Here is a 17,400-nt window from a genome sequence, read left to right as displayed (position 1 = left end):
CATTTGCAAGCGTATTCAGAAAGGGAAACAGACAGATGAACGTGAACACGATGAGCGCGCTGTAAACGAGGGTGTCAAAGACGACTTCCCCCCGGCGTGCGCTTGGCCCTCCTCGGACGCGTCGCGGGAGCGGGCCGGGCGCGTTCGCCCGTCGGCTTCGCCTCGCCCTTTGCGGAGCTGCTTGCCGGGCTGCTTGCGGTGCCGCTTACCATAGTCCCTCGCCTCCCGCCCTTTTCGCAAAATGATTGGCCGCGACGACAAGACACAGATTAATGACCGACTGCACCATGCCGACCGCCGTCGTCAGCCCGAATTCGCCCTGCTTGATGCCGACGCGGTAGACGTACGTGCTGATGACCTCGGAGACGTCGCTGACGACCGAATTCGCCAGCGCGAGCGGCTGCTCGATACCGATCGACACCATGTGGCCGACCGCGAGGATGAACAGAATGACGATCGTCGGCATGATGCTCGGCAGCGTGACGCTCGCAATCTTGCGGATGCGGCCCGCGCCGTCGATGGACGCGGCCTCGTACAGCGCCGGATCGATCGCCGTGATCGCCGCCAGATAGATGATCGTCCCCCAGCCCGCACTCTGCCAGACAGCCGACAGCGTGTAGGTGATCACCCACCACGTCTGATCCGCCATGAAGTAGATTTCTTTCAAGCCCAGCCAGCGAAGAATCTGGTTGACGACGCCGTACTTCGGCGACAGCACCGCGTACACGATGCCCCCGAGCACGATCCAGGACATGAAGTGGGGCAGGTAGAGCATCGACTGCGAGATTTTCTTCAGATAGCGGGATCGCACCTCATTCAGCATGAGCGCGAGCAGAATCGGCGCCGGGAAGCAGACGAGCAGCCCGAGCAGATTCAGCAGCAGCGTGTTGCGCGTGATCCGGAAAAACTCGGGAATCGAAAACATCTCCCGGAAATTGGCGAGCCCGGCCCAATCGCTGCCCCAAAGGCCCCGGAACAGGTTGTAGTCCTTGAACGCAATGACGAGCCCGCCCATCGGGATGTAGGCGAAAACGATGAAAAAGACGACGGCCGGCACGAGGAGCAAGTAGAGATCATAGTTTTTTTTTCCATTCCTTCACGGTCCGCTCCCTCCTTGCGTAATGCCGAAGCGTTCGGCGGCTTGAGATGTGGCTGTCGGTAAGGCTGGTCATGTCGATGTTGCTGATTTTGTCGATGTTGCTGAGTTTAGTGTAGAGGGATTTGTAAGCGTTTTAAATGCGGAAAATTGGACGTTTTATTAGATTTCTTGCACCGGTTCGGCCGCATGCTTGAGACTCTCCGCCAGCATGAGCAGCGCCATCGATTGGCCGTAAGGCATCGGACAGCGGGGAATCTGCCTGTAAAAGTCCAGCGTGTGCCCCATCCGCGTGCCGTAGGACACGTCCTGCACGGCGCCGTCCGCGTCGATCCGTCCGACGACGGCTTGGAGCGCGCGCAGGCCCGGCTCTCTGTACCGCGCGTCCAGATACCCTTTGCGCACCGCCTTGAGCAGCCCGTAGGCGAAGCCCGCCGTCGCCGACGTCTCCTCGTACGAGGACGGATCGTCGAGCAGCGTGCGCCACATGCCGGAAGGCTCCTGAAGCTCGGCCAGCTTGGCCGCCTGCCGCTCCAGCGACGACAGGAGGAAGCGCCGTACGCCCGGCGATACGTCCACGATGTCCAGGTAGTCGACCAGGCCGGCCGTGTACCAGGCGTTGCCGCGCCCCCATCGCGCCCGGGCGAAGTTGTGATTCTCCTTGAACGTCCAGCCGTGGAAAAACAGGCCGGTCTCGGTATCCGTCAAATATTTCAGATGCACGAGAAACTGGCGCACGCTCTCCTCCACGTAGTCTTCGCGGTTCAGCAGGACGCCCATGCGCCCGAGGAACAGCACCGTCATGTACAGCGTGTCGTCCCACAGCTCGCCCTCGTTCGGGCTGTCCACCGCCGTATGGGCGATGCCGGACTCCGGCGTGCGGGGCATATGAACGGCCGCATAGTCTGCCCATTCCTGGCAAACTTTGAGGTAATCCTGCTTGCCGGTCTCCTCGTACAGGTAACTCAGCGTGAGCAGCGGGCACATCGTATTGACGTTTTTGCCGGGCAGCCCGCATTCGAGATGGCGGTCGAACCAGGACGTCAGATAATTCAGGAGGTCGGGATCGCCGGTTTCCTTGTAATAGAGATACAGGGAAAACAAGCCCACGCCCTGCGACCAGTCCCACACGTCCATCGAGATGATGCTGTCGGCCGTATCCTCCCGGATCGCGACCTTCAGTCCCCGCATGCCCGCGATGACCCGCTCGATCAGCGCTTGCGCCTCCTGCCTCTCCAGCTGTCGTACGCTCATGGCTTCCACTCCCGTTTTGTATGTTTGTAGGTCTGTATGTCTGAAATTAGGGCTTAGGCCCGCCCGCGGCGCATACCCGCCAACGCTTGATCGATATCAGCCGTCAATGCGTCCGCATCCTCCAGCCCGATCGAGAGACGGACGAGCCGCTGCGGCATCCCCGTCCGCCGCGACGTCTCCTCGTCGATGCCGAGTCCCGGCGTGTTGACCAGGCTCTCGAAGCCCCCCCCAGCTCGGCCCCTCCTCGAACAGCGCCAACCCCTTGACGAAGCCGACGATCTGCTCCGGCGTGCCGCGAGGCACGAAGCTGAGCAAGCCGGTGCAGCCGCTCATCTGGCTGCGGGCCAGCGCATGCTGCGGGTGGCTCGGCAGGCCCGGGTAGAGCACGCGCTCCACGAGCGGGTGCGTCTCGAGATGCGCGGCGATCCGCATCGCGCTCTCCTGATGCTGCCGCATTCGCAGCGGCAGCGTGCGCAGACCCCGGATCAGCAGCCACGCCTGATGCGGATCCATCGCCGCGCCGAACAGCCCGCGCTCTTCGTGCGTCACGCGCTCCATCCGCGCCAGGCTACCGACCATGACGCCCGCCAGTATATCGCTGTGCCCGCCCATATACTTGGTCGCGGAGTGCACGACGATATCGATTCCGAAGGCGATCGGATTCTGGTAAAGCGGCGTCGCCCACGTGTTGTCCGCGATCGTCGTCACGCCATGCGCCTTCGCCAGCGCCGCGATCGCGCGCAGGTCCTGCAGCGTGAACACGTTCGACAGCGGCGTCTCCAGGTAGATCGCCCGCGTATTCGGGCGGAGCGCGGCTTCGATCTCGGCGACGTCCGTACCCGACACGAACGTCGTCTCCACGCCGAACCGCCGCATATAGACGTCGAGGAAACCCTTCACCGGCGGATAGACGTTCAGCGGGCAGACAATATGGCAATCTTTCTCCATGACGCTCATGAGCGCCGCGGAGATCGCCGCCATCCCGGAGGAAAAGCAGCGTGCCGCCTCCGCCCCTTCCAGCGCCGCGATCTTCCGCTCCGCGATCTCGGTCGTCGGATTGGCGATCCGAGTGTAGGTATAGCCGTGATTCGTCGTCTTGCGGGTGAACAGCGTATTCTGAAATATCGGCGGCACGATCGCGCCGAGATGGCGGTCGTAATCGTCGCCGAGTTGCAGGCAGATGTCCTGCTTGCTGAGCGGCGGCTTGAGTGAGGACGACTTGGCCGGAAGCGGCTCGCCGGAGGCAAGCGACTCGTTTAAGCCCGGTCCGCCGGCGCCTGCCACGTGCGTATCCCGCTCGCTCAGGTGCTGTCGCTCGTCCGTTCCGGCGTTCGCCTCCGTCCCACGCCCGCCTAAGGTAGCCTCGTCCATTTTCTTCGCCTCCCGTCTCGGTCAGTTAGAGTAACCACGCATCGCATCGCCGCGCACGCTTGACTGGACGCCTTTGCGGCAAGCCATTGCCGCATGCCATGCCAAACGCCTTGCCCAACTCCTTGCCCAACTCCGTACCGCATTCCGTTTTAACGGTATCCCCCTTCGCACAGGTACGGGCATTTTCGCACTGCCGGACGCCAGCAGCTCACTGCCAGATCTGTAATCTCAATTTGCGGTTAGCGCGATTCAAGGAAGGCTGAAGCGGACACGCCGCCCCGTCCGCCCCCCTGGGTTCCTGTTCGAAGGGGATATTGTTCAAACGCCGCGGAATGCCCCTTTGTGCACGCATAAGCGGCGCTGCGGGAGGTTACTTCAACCCTCCGTCTGCCAACTATAGGTCGCCAGATACTTCGCTTCCCGGCCCGTCCGCCGGACCAGCACGCCCCAACGCAGCTTGTCGAGCCGATGCTCGTAGCCCTTGAACAGATAGACGACGGTGCCGGCCTCTCCCGTCATCCGGAGCGTGACCCGCTTGTCGGCGAGCGTCCAGACCGCCTCCCAGTCGCCGTCGACGTCGCAGCGCGCCGTCTCCAGCATGAGCGAATAGCCGTCCTCGACGCCCGGCGGATCGCAAGGTTCGAAGGCAAGCGCAGAGCTGAACGCGCCCGCGCAGTGGAACAGCCAGTCGAATTCGTGCACGCCTTCGTGCCCGGCAGCGGGCCTGACCTCGAACGCGTCGTGCAGCCTGTCCGCCTCCAGCCGCAGCGTACGCGCAAATCCGATGCCCGGATACACGTCGTCCGCGGATACCGCGCACAGGTTGCGCTGCGCATCGAACCGGTCCATGCGGCCGTTCGGACGGTTCGGTTGGTTGCGCCGGTCGACCATCAGCGAGTTGTGCGCGATCGTTTTGCGCTGCCACTCCCTGAAGAGTGCCGATCCGTACCCGCTGTTGGAAGGGTCCCGCGACACGATCTCGTCTTTTACGAACAGCTCGAAGTCCATGATATCCGCGTGCGCATGCCCCTCGATGACATAGCCGTACTTGAGAAAAACCGACGCCTCCCCGGCATGCAGCTGCGCGAAGTAAATATCCTTGTCGTAGCGGGACGTTCCGTCCGGAAGACCGCTTCCGGCCCGCACGTCGTCGAAGCGCTCGTTTTCCCAATCCCGGCCGAACAGCAGCCGCGCGAGACCGCCGATATTGGCGCCCGGATGCGCCTTGTTCGGCTCGTCGTAGCTGCGCGACAACGCGTAGCGGAACGGCGCTTCATCCTGCACGGCGCGGATCCACTCGTATTGGTGGGCGTAGTTGCCGAACCGCAGCAGCGGCCAGCCGTCGTTCGGATTCGGAAATTCGCCGCTCGCGAAGGCGTACTTGACCGGGTACCGGTACATCCGCAGCAGCGCGTCCTCGAGGATCGGGAAGTCGTAGCCGTACAATTTGCAAAACGCGAGGTAATAGGTCATTCCTTCGGCGCAGTAGAAATGGTAGTGGAAGGAAGCTTCGTACCAGAAACCCTCCGGCAGCAGGCCCTCCGCCAGCTTGCGCTTGATGCCGTGCTCGCCTTCGGCGGCCCGTTCGCACCAGATCGTTTCGCCGAAAAACAGGCCGATCATGCCCGCCGCCGCTTTCATCCAGCAGATGATGTTGGGCGTAACCCCCCACCTTCTCGATGAGAAAGGCCGCCTCCGGAATGAAGAAGGTCTGCTTGTAATGCTCCATCTCTTCGTCCGTGAACGATCCCTTGACCAGCTCCATGCCGTTAAGCAGCCAGATGACGGCCACGCCGTCCGTCAAGTCGCAACCCGTGAATTTGCCCTCCTGGCCGGGAGGCGTGCGCACTTCGAAGCTGCCGTAGTGATCGCACAGGAAGCCGAGGACTTTGCCGATAAACGAAAGATAGGCCGGGTCGCCGTACAGGTTGTAGAGCACGGCCGCGTGAAACACTTGGGTGCAAGCCGAAGTTCTGTATATATAGCACCAGGCGTCGTCGGCTTCCTGAGCGATCCGGAGCTCGCCGCAGCCGCTGCAGCGGTGCTCGCCGGGCTTGCCGGGATCGAATATCAGCGCGGCGAAGCATTTGTCGCAAAAATAATGATGTCCCCAGCCCGCGACGCGCGAGGCATCGTCGGCATAGTTTGCAACCCACCAGTCGGTATCCGGCTTGAAGCCGTCGACGATTCCGCGTGCCCAGTCGAAGCTCGCGATCTTTTCCCTTACCGCCTGCCAATCCTCCACCATCTTCTTCGTGCGGTTCGTCATCGGCTGCACTCCTTCGGATAGCCTTGCGCCGGCAAGGCGATTCGACGGGCGCGGCCCCGGGCCGCTCCGCGGCGGTCGGCGGGGCGGGCTCGGGGCCGCGTCTGTCGCATGTTTATTGTCGCAATTGGCGGAAGCGCTTACTATGGGGTGATTTTGCGATTATATTAGCTATTTTGACTTCGGGGCGGCGGGCGGGGAACATGGAAACGGGAGCGTGGCGGGACGATAGTGCCCAAATGCGCTTATCTCCGGGGCTTTGAGCGGTTTGATGGATGCGATGGTGCCAAAATGCGCTTATCTCCTGGCAATCGGGCGGTTTGATGGGTGCGATAATGCCCAAATGCGCTTATCTCCTGGCAATTGAGCGGTTAGAGGGGTGCGATAGTGCCCAAATGCGCTTATCTCCTGGCAATTGAGCGGTTTGATAGGGACGATAATGCCCAAATGAGCTTATCTCCTGGCAATTGAGCGGTTAGATGGGGTCGATAGTGCCCTAATGCACTTATCTCCCCGTCTCTGCCTACTCGTCCCGCCTTACGGCCGGCAGCCTGACGGTCACGGTCGTTCCTTCACCGGGGCGGCTCGCGATGGACAGTCCGTAGGCGTCGCCGTGCAGGATGCGGATGCGCTTGTGCACGCTGATGACGCCCACGTTGGTATGCTTGCCCGAGCTCTCTCCCGTATCGCCGTACAGCTCGGGCCGTAGCAGCCGCTCCACCTTTTCCCGCTCCATGCCTACGCCGTTGTCCGACACTTCGAGCACGAGGTCCCCGTTCTCCGCCCGGCAGGCGATGCGAATCAGCGCCTTGCCCGGCTTTTCCTCGATGCCGTGCACGATCGCGTTCTCGGCAAGCGGCTGGAGGATGAACTTCGGGACGCGGCACTCGGCCAGCGCCGGGTCGTCGTCGATCCGCACCTCGATGCGATCGCCGTATATGATCTGATGGATGGCGAGGTACCTGCCGACGAATTCGAGCTCCTCGCCGAGCGTGATATCGTCGCCCTTTTTGCCGAGACTCTCGCGCAGCAGCCTGCCGAGCAGGTAGATCAGCTCGCCGATCTCCTCCTCGCCTTTGAGCTTGGCCATGCTGTAGATCGTCTCGAGCGTGTTGTACAGAAAGTGAGGGTTCATCTGCGCCTGCAGCGCTTTGTAGTCGAGCTGCAGCGAACGGTATTCGGCCTGCTGGACGAGCATCTTCTCGCGATAGACGGAGTGGAACAGATCGTCGATCTTCTCGGCCATCGAGTTGAACCTGGCGGCCAGCATGCCGACCTCGTCGCGGCTGCGGGGGACGATGATCTCGTGCTTGGAGTCGAGCGTGAACTTGGACATGCTGTGGAGCAGCAAGCGGATGTTCGCGGTGATGCTTTTGGAGATTCGGGCGGCCATGAGAAAGGCCAGCAGCAGCGCGGCCAGCAGCGTGCCGATCGTCCAGTACTTGAGACTCTCGGTCCCGCGCGTAAGACGGCCTACGTCGATAATCTGCACGATTTTCCACTTGTCGTAATCCGTGGACAGGACGCTCGAGATATAATGCTTGCCGGCGTACTCGAAGTCGCTCTTCGCCTTGCCGGACAAGTACAAGTGCTGATCCAGATAATGCTCGGCCGCGCCGCTAAGCGCGCCCGAGACGAACAGCTGGTCGAACTCGTTCAGGATGAGGACGTCCCCATCCATCAGATTCTGGACGTTCGCCAGGATATCGCCGACGTAGTCGCTCTCCAGGCCGATCGCGATGACCCCGACATAGCGCGACGTCTCGATATCGTACAGCGCCTTCGCCATATACAGGGTATCCTCTCCGTCCCTGACCCAGAGCGCCCGCCCGCGCATCTCCCGGACCTGCGCCAGATCGATCCGCGCCATCAGGTCCTCGTTGTCCTTCACGGCCTTGCGCTTGATGGAATACGGCCGGCCCGCGGCATCCAGAATGGAGACGGACCGGTAGTAGTCTTCAAAGAACAAGAGATCGCTCAAAAAGTCGCTGATGTACCGGTTCCGCGCGTACGCCTCCGCTTCGCTGTCCGGCTCCCGGCTGAGCGTCTGGCTGAGCGAGGAGTTGCGGAACTGCTGGAAGGCCGCCTGCTCGACGTCCGTCGTCAGCTTGTCGACGTTGATGCCGATCTGGCCGATCAGATATTGCGAAAATTCGCCGGAATTGCGCTTGATGACGCCGAGCGATACGAAATAGTTGATGCCGCTGATGAGCGATACCGTGATCATGACGATAACCGTGAACGCCAGCAGGAACTTCGTCCTGAGCTTCGCGTCCGCATACAGGCGCCTGATGCTGCGCATCGCGTTCACCGTCCCCCGTCGTTATTGCGGATCGTCGACATGGTGAAGCCCTTCCACCAGCATGAGCAGCGCCATCGACTGGCCGTAGGGCATCGGGCATCGCGGTACGGTCCGGTAAAAAGACTTGGTCGTCCCGAGCCGCGTACCGTAAGACACGCCCTGCACCCGCCCCACGGCATCGATCTGCCGGATGACGGCACGCATCGCGGCCATGCCGGCGGCGCGGTATTCTTCGCTGATATAACCTTTGCGCGCTGCCTTCAAAATGCCGTAAGCGAAGCCGGCCGACGCCGACGTCTCTTCGTAGCTGTCCGGATCGTCGAGCAGCGTGCGCCACATGCCGCCGTCGGTCTGCCATTTTACGAGCTGGCGGACTTGCTGCTCCATCGACGCGATCAGGTACATCTCGATGCCGAGCGGAAGCTCGACGATATCGAGATAATCGACCAGGCCCGCCATGTACCAAGCGTTGCCCCTTCCCCAGAGCGCGCCCGCGTAGTGGTCCCGTCGTTCGAACGACCAACCGTGATAAAACAGCCCCGTCTCCCGGTCGGTCAGATACTTCAGATGGACGAGAAACTGGCGTACGCTCTCCTGCACGTAATGCTCCTGCTTCATCGCCATCCCCATGCGCCCCAGGAACAGCACGGTCATATACAACGTCTCGCTCCGCAGCTCCTCGGCGTTCAGCCCGTCCAGCGTCGAGTGGGCGATGCCGAACTCCCGCGTGCGCGGCATCTCCTCGGCCGCATAGCTGGCCCATTCCTCGCAGACGGCCAGATATTCGGGATTGCGCGTCTCCTCGTACAGGTAGCTCAGCGTCAGCAGCGGACACATCGTATTGACGTTTTTGGGCGGCAGCCCTTCCCGGATGCGATCGTCGAACCACCTTGTCAGATAAGCCAGCATGCTGTCGTCGCCCGTATTTTTGTAATACAAGTAAAGCGAGAACAAGCCGACTCCCTGCGACCAGTCCCACTCCTCCATCGAAATGATGCTGACCGGCGTATCCTCCTCGATCGCGATCTCCAGCCGCTGCATGCCCGCGACGACCTTGCCGATCAGGTCCTCGAGCTCCGCTCTCTCCGGTTGCACGGACGCCATCGCCTTTCCTCCCCCCGACTGTGCGGCTTCTAAACGAATCATTCGCTGCGGTTCTTGTACTCTTTGGGCGATACGCCCTCGACCTTCTTGAACACTTGGTAAAAGTAGGCGTACTCCTTGTACCCGACCATCTCGCCGACCTCGTTCACCTTGAGCCTCGGATCGCGCAGCAGGCGCTTGGCCGCCTCGATCCTCGCCTTCACCACCAGATCGACGAAGTTGATCCCGGTCTCCGCCCGCAGCAGGCGGCTGAGATACCCCGAGCTGAGACCGAAGTGGTCGGCGAGCGAGGTCAGGCTGATCGTCTCGGCGAAATGCGCGTTGATGTAGTCGATCGACTTCTTCACGACGAGGCTGTAGTCCTTGTCTCCGCCGTCCAGCTTGTCCTTGACCGTCCGGATCAGGGCCGCCACGTACTCGGAGGCTTCCTTCATGTCCGACAGCCGGTACACGTCCTCCAGCATCTCGTCGATGCTCTTGCCGAAGCCGAGCTCGTCCCCCCGTCGTCCGGTAATAGTAGCGCGCGGCGGCCAGGCAGATCTCGGACAGCAAGCCCTTCGCGACCCGGATATTGCCCTCGCTGTACAGCTGGACGCGCGCCAGAAACCGCTCCAGGTGTCCGCCCATCTCCTCGGCCGTCGATTGCTCCAGCATCCGGTTGAATGTCTCCAGGTCCCGGACGATCGCGAACCTGCCGCCTTCCGTCCCCGATTCCTCTGGAGCCGGCAGCAGGACGGGCTCCTCGGTGCGGAAGAAGCTCGTCTCCATCAGCGCCGAGGCTTCGGCGAACGCTTCGCCGAGCTCCTCCAGCCGCTTGTACGTCTGGCTGACCGCCATGCAGCACGACAAGCCGCGGCGCTCTCTGGCCAGCTCGATCAGGTCGTGGCAAAAGCTCTGCAGCTTCATCCGCAGCTCCCGCGGCGTGAGCGGCTTCGGGAACAGGCAGGCGAGCGCGAGGTCGTCGCGCACCCCGCCGTCGATCGTCTCGAAGTCGCGCCTCTCCGCGGCCGCCCTCGCCAGCGCCGCCACTTCGTCCCGCAGGCGCGGATCGATGCGCTGGCTGCGGTCCCCCCGCGCGGCGTCGGAAGCGCGCTTCGAACGGACGATGACGACGGCGCAGCGGCTGCAGGCCACGCCGAGCTCCGCCGCGTTGTTCGCGAGCTCGTCCCGGTCCGGCCCGCCGCCCGCGATCAGCTCGGACACCAGCTTGCTGCGCAACGTGGGCAGCGTGCTCTGATGCCGCTCCGACAGCCGGCTGTACGCCTCCTCGCGTTCGGCCCGCCGGGACAGTTCCTCCCGCTCTCCGGCGATCTCGTCCACCGCCTGTCCGATGACGCGCTCCAGCTCGTCGTTGCGGATCGGCTTCACCACGATCTCCTTCACGCCGATGCTGACCGCCCGCTTGGCGAACTCGAAGTCCTGGTAGCCGGTGATGAGGATCGTCTTGGAGAGCGGCAGCTCCGCATGCATGTGCGCGGCGAGCTCCAGTCCGCTGACGCCCGGAATCTTGATGTCCGTAATCAACAGATCGGGACGGCACTCGTCGATCACCCGCTTGCCTTCGACGCCGTCCATCGCCTGCCCGACGACGGTGCAGCCCAGGCGCTCCCAGTTCACGGTACGCACGATCGATTGCAAGATCAGTGGCTTGTCGTCGATGACCACGACCGTCATTTTCACGGCCTATTCCTCCTTCCCGGCTACGTCCTATGAACTGCAACCGCTTGCAAATAGGGCGACGCTCGCTATTCCAACGGCACGGCCGCCGGGGCGCGCTTGCGGTAGCCGCTCGGCGATGTCCCGGCGTAAGCCTTGAACAGCTTGCTGAACGAATACAAATCGGCATAGCCCAGCGCCTCCGCGATCCGCGTGACCGGCATGTCGGACTCCGCCAGCAGCAAGCCGTGCCCGTTCCATGCGCAGCGCCGCCGCATAGGACTTCAGCGTCCGGCCGGTGTGACGTTTGAACAGCTGGCTCAAGTATCGCTGCGAGACGCCGGCCTCCGCGGCCACCGCCTCAAGATCGGCCTCCGCCCATGCGCCTTGCCGGAGCGAATCGCTGGCTCTCCGCACCAGTTCCCGATGGCGAACGGACGCCCTGCCGGCGGGCTGCGTCTCCCGCTCGCTCCGGTACAGCTCCAGCAGGAGCAGCTTGACCGTATAGTCGAATTCGACCTCCGACCAGAGCGGCGGCATGTCGCGCAGCTCCAGCAATCTGCCCATGAGCGCCTCGAAGCGCGCCCCGTCGCGTACATCCACCCGCCGGCGCGGGGGCGGGAAGCTGCCGGCCTTCTCGTCGTCGACAGCCACGCGAAAATGGCAATAGATGACCGTCAGCCGGTCGTCCGGGTGCTGCTCCACGTCGATCCGATCGCCCGGGCGCAGCGTGAAGCAACATCCGGGGACAACCGGGTATCGGATGCCGTTGACGGTCATGCTGCCCGTTCCCGCGAGCACATGCCAAAAATCGTAATCCGGCATCGCCTGCACGTGCCAGCTCCAGCCCGGCTCGCAGCGCGCCTTGCCCATGATCCGGCCCGGTTCGAACGCGACGCCGTGCAGCGGACGGGCGTCCCGGAATGCCGGCTGTTCCTCGTTGGCTCCCCATTCCATGGCGCCGCTCCTTTCCGCGCCGCCATTGGGCGTGCGAGGTTCGTCCTTTGCCTAACATTATACCGAAGCCCGCGAGAACGTGAAGACCTCCCGCGGAATAATTTCATGCGTCGCGTTTTCATACAAATCGGCTCCGCTCGCTCCATTCCGGCGTTTCCGGCGAGCCGCTATACTGGCTGCAAAGACCAAAAGGAGTGATCGCGATGAGCCTCAAACCGCTCGATCCGCAGGAAATCAACGAAAAGCTGTACAAGCACCGCGGGATTCACGCCGCGCTGCAGGGAATCGATAGCCTTCTCGACGAAGATTATCTTCATTACCGCACGCAAGGCTTCATCGCCGTATCCGACATCCTGAGCGCCGCCGAGGTGTTGGCATCGTCCGATGCCATCGAGCGCATTATTTTTGATCCGGACACGCAGGCGAAGGTCCAATTCACGAAACCGCAGCGCGAGCTGAAGGATGACACAGAGCGGGAGCTCGCCGTCCGGAAGGTATACGAGTTCGTCGGACACGACGAACAGCTGCGCGCCATGGCTTACCATCCCAACATCCTGTCCGTCGTCGAGAAGCTGCTCGGGGGCAAAGCGAAGCTTGTGCAGGATATGGCGCTGCTGAAGCCGCCCACGGGCGGCGGGGAAAAGCCGTGGCACCAGGACATGGCGTACGGCCCGCTGGCGTTCCACCAGGCGGTCGTCGGCGTCTGGATCGCGCTCGATGCGGCCGGATTGGACAACGGCTGCATGCACGTCATCCCGCGCTCGCAAATGTCCGGCGCCGTGCCGCATTACGCCGTTCGCGACTGGCAGCTCTGCGACGAGGCGGTGCCCGTCGAGCGCGATGTCGCCGTGCCCCTCGCGCCGGGCGGCGCCCTCTTTTTCCACGGCCTGCTCTTCCACGGCACCCCCAACAACACGTCCGACAAGCGCAGGCGCGCCCTCCAGTTCCACTACGCCCTGGAGACGTCCGATAAGATGTCGCCGCAGGAGTACAAGCGCGTCTTCACCAACGAGCTGACCGGAGCGGAGTGCTGATCGGCAAGCGCCGGGACGCTCGTGAGGCTGACGGCCAGTTTGAGCCGGGACGCTTGTGAGGCTGACGGCCGACATGCGGCGCCGCGCCTCGCGCGTGAAGTTGCGCGAGGCACGGCAGCCAATCGATAAAACGAACGCGACAGCCGTGCGCCGGTATCGCCCATTGCGGCGAAAGACCGTTGCACGGCTGTTGGACTGTCGGGCTGTTCGTCGGCTAAGCGCCGGGACGCGCATTCGCCTGCCGCCGCTCGTTTCGCCGGAGTCCTATTGGGTCTGCTTGACCTCCGGCGCCTCTTCCGTTTCGAATGCCCCATGCATGTGATACTGCTGCGACGACGGATCGATCGGGTCCTCCGCGCGTTGGTACCTGAATTCGAGCGAGACGCGCAGCCGGTCCTCGGTCCGGTTGTCCAGCGCCTTGTGCAAGGTCAGCCCGTGGAAAAGGAGCAGGTCGCCGGTCTTGAAGTCGGTCGTCAGCCAGGGCAGTCCGAGCGCTTCGCATTTGTCGTGCGGTACGCCGTGGCCGCCGGTGCCCGGCATCGGCTCGTGCTCGATATAGCCCAGATGGTTCGTGCGCGGCATGACCGCAAGGCCGCCCAGCTCGGCAGGACAGTCGCCTGCGGCGATCCAGCAGGTGTACGTATCGGGCGTTCCTTTAATATAAAAGTAGTCCTGGTGCGGAGGCGTCGTGTTTTTGAAGCTCTGCGGGAACGTAATGCGGCCGATCCGCCTACGGTGCTCCAGGATGGGGCCGTCCAGCAGGCCACCGTACAGCAGCGTCAGCACGGGGTTGCGGCCGAAGGCATTGAACCGGGGCAGCTCCAAGATCTTGCGGTAGAGCGGCGACGTCTCGAACTTGCGGGAAGCCGGGAACGTTTGCCCCGAATAGATGCCCGCCGGCAGCGGTCTGTCGCGGTTCACGAAGCCGGCTTCGTCGGCCAGCTTCAGCATGTCCTCGCGAATGGCGAGCAGCTCGTCCGCGTCCAGCAGGCCTCTGAAAAACAAATATCCCTCCTCGTGCAGCCGCCTCCGCAGCGCGACGATATCGTGCAGCAGTCCCATCGAATCCACCAGTTCTCCAAGCGCTTTTTGGTTGTCGTCCGGCATTTCCGAATCCTCCTCCTGTTCGCGGCGGACACGCCGGCGTTCGGCCTTTGACGCGTGCCGCTTCTGGACATTGACTTGTTCAACGATGTACAGGATCATCATAGTACGTCGATTCAAACGCGTATTTGATGCAAGTTTACGAAAATTGATCTTTGCAAAGACGTTTTTGAACGCGGGCGGGGGGATGAAAGATGGAGCTGAGAATCGGCTGGGAGGCGCTGAATCCGGTCGTCTCCTATGCCAACAGGCTGGCCTGCGGGCCCGGTTTCGCCTTCGGACCGCGCTTCGTGAGGGATCACCAGTTCATCTATACGGCCGAGGGGAAAGGAAAGGCCGAGATCGGCGGAAGCGTCTACGGTGCGGGACCCGGCGATCTGTTTTACTACGGGCCCGGGGTGCCCCACCGGTTCGAGGCAGACGACGAAACGCCTTTCGTCCTGTACGGGCTCCACTTCGCGCCGGTCGGCGAGCTGCCCGCGACGGGGGCCGTCCCCTACGAGCTGCCCGTCGACATAAGGCGTGGATCGGACTTGCCGCCCGTCGCCGAGGCGCGGCTCGTATTGGGCGATGCCGCCGGCGGGTTCGCGGTCCCCGAACACATCGCGCTGCCTCCTGCGTTCGCCGAGCCCTTCTTCGCGTCGGCCGCGCAGTATTTCCGCATGGCGGACGCCTTGCATCATCTGCGCGGGAGAGCGCTGCTCGTCCGCTTCCTGACCGAGCTGCACGAGCGCATCAGGCAGGCCCGCGCCGAGCAGGACCCGGCCGCTTCGCTGCTCGAGACCGTCAGGACCAGACTTCGGGAGCAGGCCGGGGAATCCTACCGGAGGGAATGGCTGTCTGCGTGGACCCACTATCACGAAAACCACGCTGCCGCCCTGTTTGGGAGACTGTACGGCCAATCGCCGCACGAATACTTTCTCGGCTGCAAGCTGGAGCTCGCCAAGCAACTGCTGGCGGACGAGAACCTGAGCGTCCTCGAGACGTCAGAACGGCTGCACTTCGGCTCCGTCCACCACTTCACGCGGCTGTTCAAGCGCCGGGTCGGCTGCGCGCCGGGCGCCTACAGGCGGATGGGGAGGATGGTATAGAAGCGGGCCAGCCTTGCTGGGGGGGATGGATGCGAGTCTGGCGATGTGGCGCGGTAGGGCGTGACTTCGGGCCGCTAGTGCAGCACGGCGCAAATCAAACACGCTCATCAGCGTCGCTGACCGGTCCAAATGGTGCTGGAAGGGAAAAAAGTTACTCTACAGCTTCGCGGACCGGTCCAAATGATGCTGGAAGGGCAAAAAAGTTACTCTACAGCCTCGCGGACCGGTCCAAATGATGCTGGAAGGGCAAAAAAGTTACTCTACAGCCTCGCGGACCGGTCCATAGGGGGGCTGTAGAGGCAAAAAGTTACTCTACAGCGTCGCTGACCGGTCCAAATGGTGCTGGAAGGGCAAAAAAGTTACTCTACAGCCTCGCGGACCGGTCCAAAAGTTGCCGTAAGGGCAAAAAGTTACGCTACAGCTTCGCGGACCGGTCCAGCAGGTACTTCATACCCAAACTTCTTATTTGATAGATCAATGATTTAAGCATGCATGTACTAGGTGGTGCGGGGCGGCCATGTGGCGTTGTACGGCGTTACTTTAGCCGGTAGGTGGTGTGGGGCGGGCGAAGTAACGCTGTATGGCGTTTCTTTGTGCCGCTGGGAATCGTCCGTCGAGTCGCTAACGATAAATAACCGCCGGGGCTTTTGCCCGACGGTTGTTTATCATGGTCCGATGCGTTGTCGCTTCCTATTCGTTACTCAAGGGGTTTGACCGGAATACCCGCCGCCACGAACTCGTCCAGGTCGCGGTTCGCCTTGGTCTGGTTGCACAGGTTGCAGGCGCAGACGCAGTTGTCCGGCGTCGTGTGCCCGCCCTTGGAGCGAGGCAGCAGATGGTCGATCGTGTCGCCGTAGTCGCCACAGAAATAGCAGGTATACTTGTCCCGGTTCAGGATCATCATCCGAAAATCGCGATTGCTCAGCAGTCTGCGGATCGTATGGCGGTTGACGACGACGGCCGCATGCTCGCGCACCAAGGTAACCGCCATCTCCAGGTCGATCTCCTGGTACCAGCCGCGTCCTTTGTCGGTCCTGCCGCGCATGCGGACGAAACCTTCGCGCGTCGCCTGGAGCTGCGACGCATCGTGCGGGTCGATGCCGCGCGCCGAGCCGCCCGGCGCCGTCGCGCGGGCGCGGGCCGAGCCGCGAGGCGGCACCCGCGGCGCAGCCTCGCCGGCCGGCGCTGCCTGGCGCGCCTTTTGCGTCCTCGCGGCGGCCGCCTTCGGCTGCGGCGAGGACGCCCGGGCGGGCGCCGGCTGCGCAGCCGGCAGCACGGCGGCCTGCGCCGCGGGCCGCGCCGGCTCCGGCGCCGCAATCGCGCCGGCGCCCGCTGCGGCCGACGTGCCCGCGCTCGCGCCGGCCGCGAGCGACGCGCCGCGTTTGCGCCGGCCGCGCCGCTTGCGCTTCGGCGCCCCCGCTGCTGCGGGCGCAGCCGGCTCCTCCGCCGGCGCCGCTGGCGCGTCCCGCTCAGGCGCGGAGGCCACGCCCGCGCCCCCCCGCGCCTGCCGCGGCGCGCTTGCGCCGGCCGCGCCGCTTACGCTTCGGCGCGCCGCCGGCCGCGGGCGCCGCAGGCTCTTCCGCAGGCGCAGCCGTCGCAGCCGGCACCGGTTGCGGCGCATCGCCGGCCGCGGCGTTCGCGCCCCCGCGCCGACGCCGCCGCTTGCGCGCGGGCCGCGGCGCCTCCTCGGGCGCGACCGCGAGCGCAGCCGCCTCGTCGAGCGCCGCCTCGGGCGCAGCCGCCGGCAGTCCGCGCCGACGCCTGCCCCGCTTGCCGCCAGGCGCCTGGCCTTCGGCGAAGGCGCCCGCTGTCGCGCCCGCCTCGGCCGCGGCAGCCGGAACGTCCGTCTCGTCTGCCGCGCGATCCGCGCCGGACGCCGCCGCGGGCAGCGCCGCCCTGCACTGCTTGCAGATGCCCCTGCGCGCGTTCGCCCCCGCCCGCCGTCCCGATCTGCGGCGGAACTCCGATATCGGTTTAAGCGCGAAGCAGCTCACGCATTGCTTCAATTCCGCGGATGCCGCCTGGCCCTCCGGTGTCGTCGTCGGCTTGCTCAACGCTGTCAGCTCCGTATCTCGTTCGTAGTGTTAGGTCCATTATACTTGATTTCCCAACGTTTGGCTCGGCCGCAGCCAAGCCTCCCGCCAAGCCGCGCTCTTCCGCACGCT

At 63.6% G+C, this 17,400-nt stretch carries 13 protein-coding genes and 3 pseudogenes; 2 read left to right on the top strand and 14 right to left on the bottom strand.

The genetic code is table 11. The features are described 5' to 3' along the window. Positions 1 to 205: 205 nt before the first annotated feature. The 11 genes and pseudogenes from OMP40_RS21205 to OMP40_RS43150 all read right to left on the bottom strand — a co-directional run bounded on the left by OMP40_RS21205 (position 206) and on the right by OMP40_RS43150 (position 12,006). Positions 206 to 1,057 carry an ABC transporter permease gene (locus OMP40_RS21205; RefSeq protein ID WP_277534335.1) on the bottom strand — a complete coding sequence of 284 codons (852 nt, stop codon included), beginning with the start codon at positions 1,055 to 1,057 and terminating at the stop codon, positions 206 to 208. A 201-nt stretch (positions 1,058 to 1,258) separates the two neighbouring features. Beyond that, on the bottom strand, positions 1,259 to 2,350 hold the full coding sequence (gene bglB / locus OMP40_RS21200; RefSeq protein ID WP_277534333.1) for a beta-galactosidase BglB: 1,092 nt from the start codon (positions 2,348 to 2,350) through the stop codon (positions 1,259 to 1,261). Between the two features lie 53 nt (positions 2,351 to 2,403). Continuing rightward, the gene (locus OMP40_RS42080; protein WP_420872029.1) at positions 2,404 to 2,538 is read right to left on the bottom strand and encodes a PLP-dependent transferase; all 135 of its coding nucleotides are present in this window, start codon (positions 2,536 to 2,538) and stop codon (positions 2,404 to 2,406) included. 52 nt (positions 2,539 to 2,590) lie between these two features. Then, positions 2,591 to 3,721 (bottom strand): annotated as a pseudogene (locus OMP40_RS21195) (trans-sulfuration enzyme family protein); the annotation flags it as partial. Between the two features lie 375 nt (positions 3,722 to 4,096). Further along, positions 4,097 to 4,867 carry a heparinase II/III domain-containing protein gene (locus OMP40_RS21190; RefSeq protein WP_277534933.1) on the bottom strand — a complete coding sequence of 257 codons (771 nt, stop codon included), beginning with the start codon at positions 4,865 to 4,867 and terminating at the stop codon, positions 4,097 to 4,099. 127 nt (positions 4,868 to 4,994) lie between these two features. After that, positions 4,995 to 5,990 (bottom strand): hypothetical protein, encoded by a 996-nt coding sequence (locus OMP40_RS21185; protein WP_277534329.1) that lies wholly within the window; start codon positions 5,988 to 5,990, stop codon positions 4,995 to 4,997. 520 nt (positions 5,991 to 6,510) lie between these two features. Next, a complete protein-coding gene (locus OMP40_RS21180; protein ID WP_277534327.1) occupies positions 6,511 to 8,289 on the bottom strand; it encodes a sensor histidine kinase in 1,779 nt (592 codons plus the stop codon). A 21-nt stretch (positions 8,290 to 8,310) separates the two neighbouring features. After that, positions 8,311 to 9,231: pseudogene (locus tag OMP40_RS42075) on the bottom strand (glycoside hydrolase family 88/105 protein); the annotation flags it as partial. A 200-nt stretch (positions 9,232 to 9,431) separates the two neighbouring features. Next, positions 9,432 to 9,827, bottom strand: a complete 396-nt coding sequence (locus tag OMP40_RS42070; protein WP_420872028.1) for a helix-turn-helix domain-containing protein — start codon at positions 9,825 to 9,827, stop codon at positions 9,432 to 9,434. A 910-nt stretch (positions 9,828 to 10,737) separates the two neighbouring features. Then, positions 10,738 to 11,067, bottom strand: a pseudogene (locus tag OMP40_RS42065) (response regulator); the annotation flags it as partial. A gap of 33 nt (positions 11,068 to 11,100) precedes the next feature. Then, the gene (locus OMP40_RS43150) at positions 11,101 to 12,006 is read right to left on the bottom strand and encodes a helix-turn-helix transcriptional regulator (RefSeq protein WP_277534326.1); all 906 of its coding nucleotides are present in this window, start codon (positions 12,004 to 12,006) and stop codon (positions 11,101 to 11,103) included. A 203-nt stretch (positions 12,007 to 12,209) separates the two neighbouring features. Between OMP40_RS43150 and OMP40_RS21165 the strand changes: the two genes are divergently transcribed. Further along, positions 12,210 to 13,040, top strand: a complete 831-nt coding sequence (locus OMP40_RS21165) for a phytanoyl-CoA dioxygenase family protein (RefSeq protein ID WP_277534325.1) — start codon at positions 12,210 to 12,212, stop codon at positions 13,038 to 13,040. Between the two features lie 264 nt (positions 13,041 to 13,304). Here OMP40_RS21165 and OMP40_RS21160 read toward each other — a convergent pair whose 3' ends face one another. Further along, positions 13,305 to 14,147, bottom strand: a complete 843-nt coding sequence (locus OMP40_RS21160) for a phytanoyl-CoA dioxygenase family protein (protein WP_277534323.1) — start codon at positions 14,145 to 14,147, stop codon at positions 13,305 to 13,307. A 191-nt stretch (positions 14,148 to 14,338) separates the two neighbouring features. On the opposite strand from OMP40_RS21160, the gene OMP40_RS21155 reads away from it, so the two are divergent. Then, positions 14,339 to 15,235, top strand: a complete 897-nt coding sequence (locus OMP40_RS21155; protein WP_277534322.1) for an AraC family transcriptional regulator — start codon at positions 14,339 to 14,341, stop codon at positions 15,233 to 15,235. Between the two features lie 697 nt (positions 15,236 to 15,932). On the opposite strand, the gene OMP40_RS21150 is transcribed toward OMP40_RS21155, so the two are convergent. Further along, positions 15,933 to 16,721, bottom strand: coding sequence for an HNH endonuclease (locus OMP40_RS21150; protein WP_277534320.1), 789 nt, complete (start codon positions 16,719 to 16,721; stop codon positions 15,933 to 15,935). Then, positions 16,705 to 17,289 carry a hypothetical protein gene (locus OMP40_RS21145; protein WP_277534319.1) on the bottom strand — a complete coding sequence of 195 codons (585 nt, stop codon included), beginning with the start codon at positions 17,287 to 17,289 and terminating at the stop codon, positions 16,705 to 16,707. Before OMP40_RS21145 ends, OMP40_RS21150 begins: the two co-directional genes overlap by 17 nt. Positions 17,290 to 17,400: the final 111 nt, after the last annotated feature.

This window comes from Cohnella rhizosphaerae, assembly GCF_029525575.1.
Taxonomy (GTDB): Bacteria; Bacillota; Bacilli; order Paenibacillales; family Paenibacillaceae; genus Cohnella; species Cohnella rhizosphaerae.
This window is presented reverse-complemented; position numbering and strand designations above follow the sequence as displayed.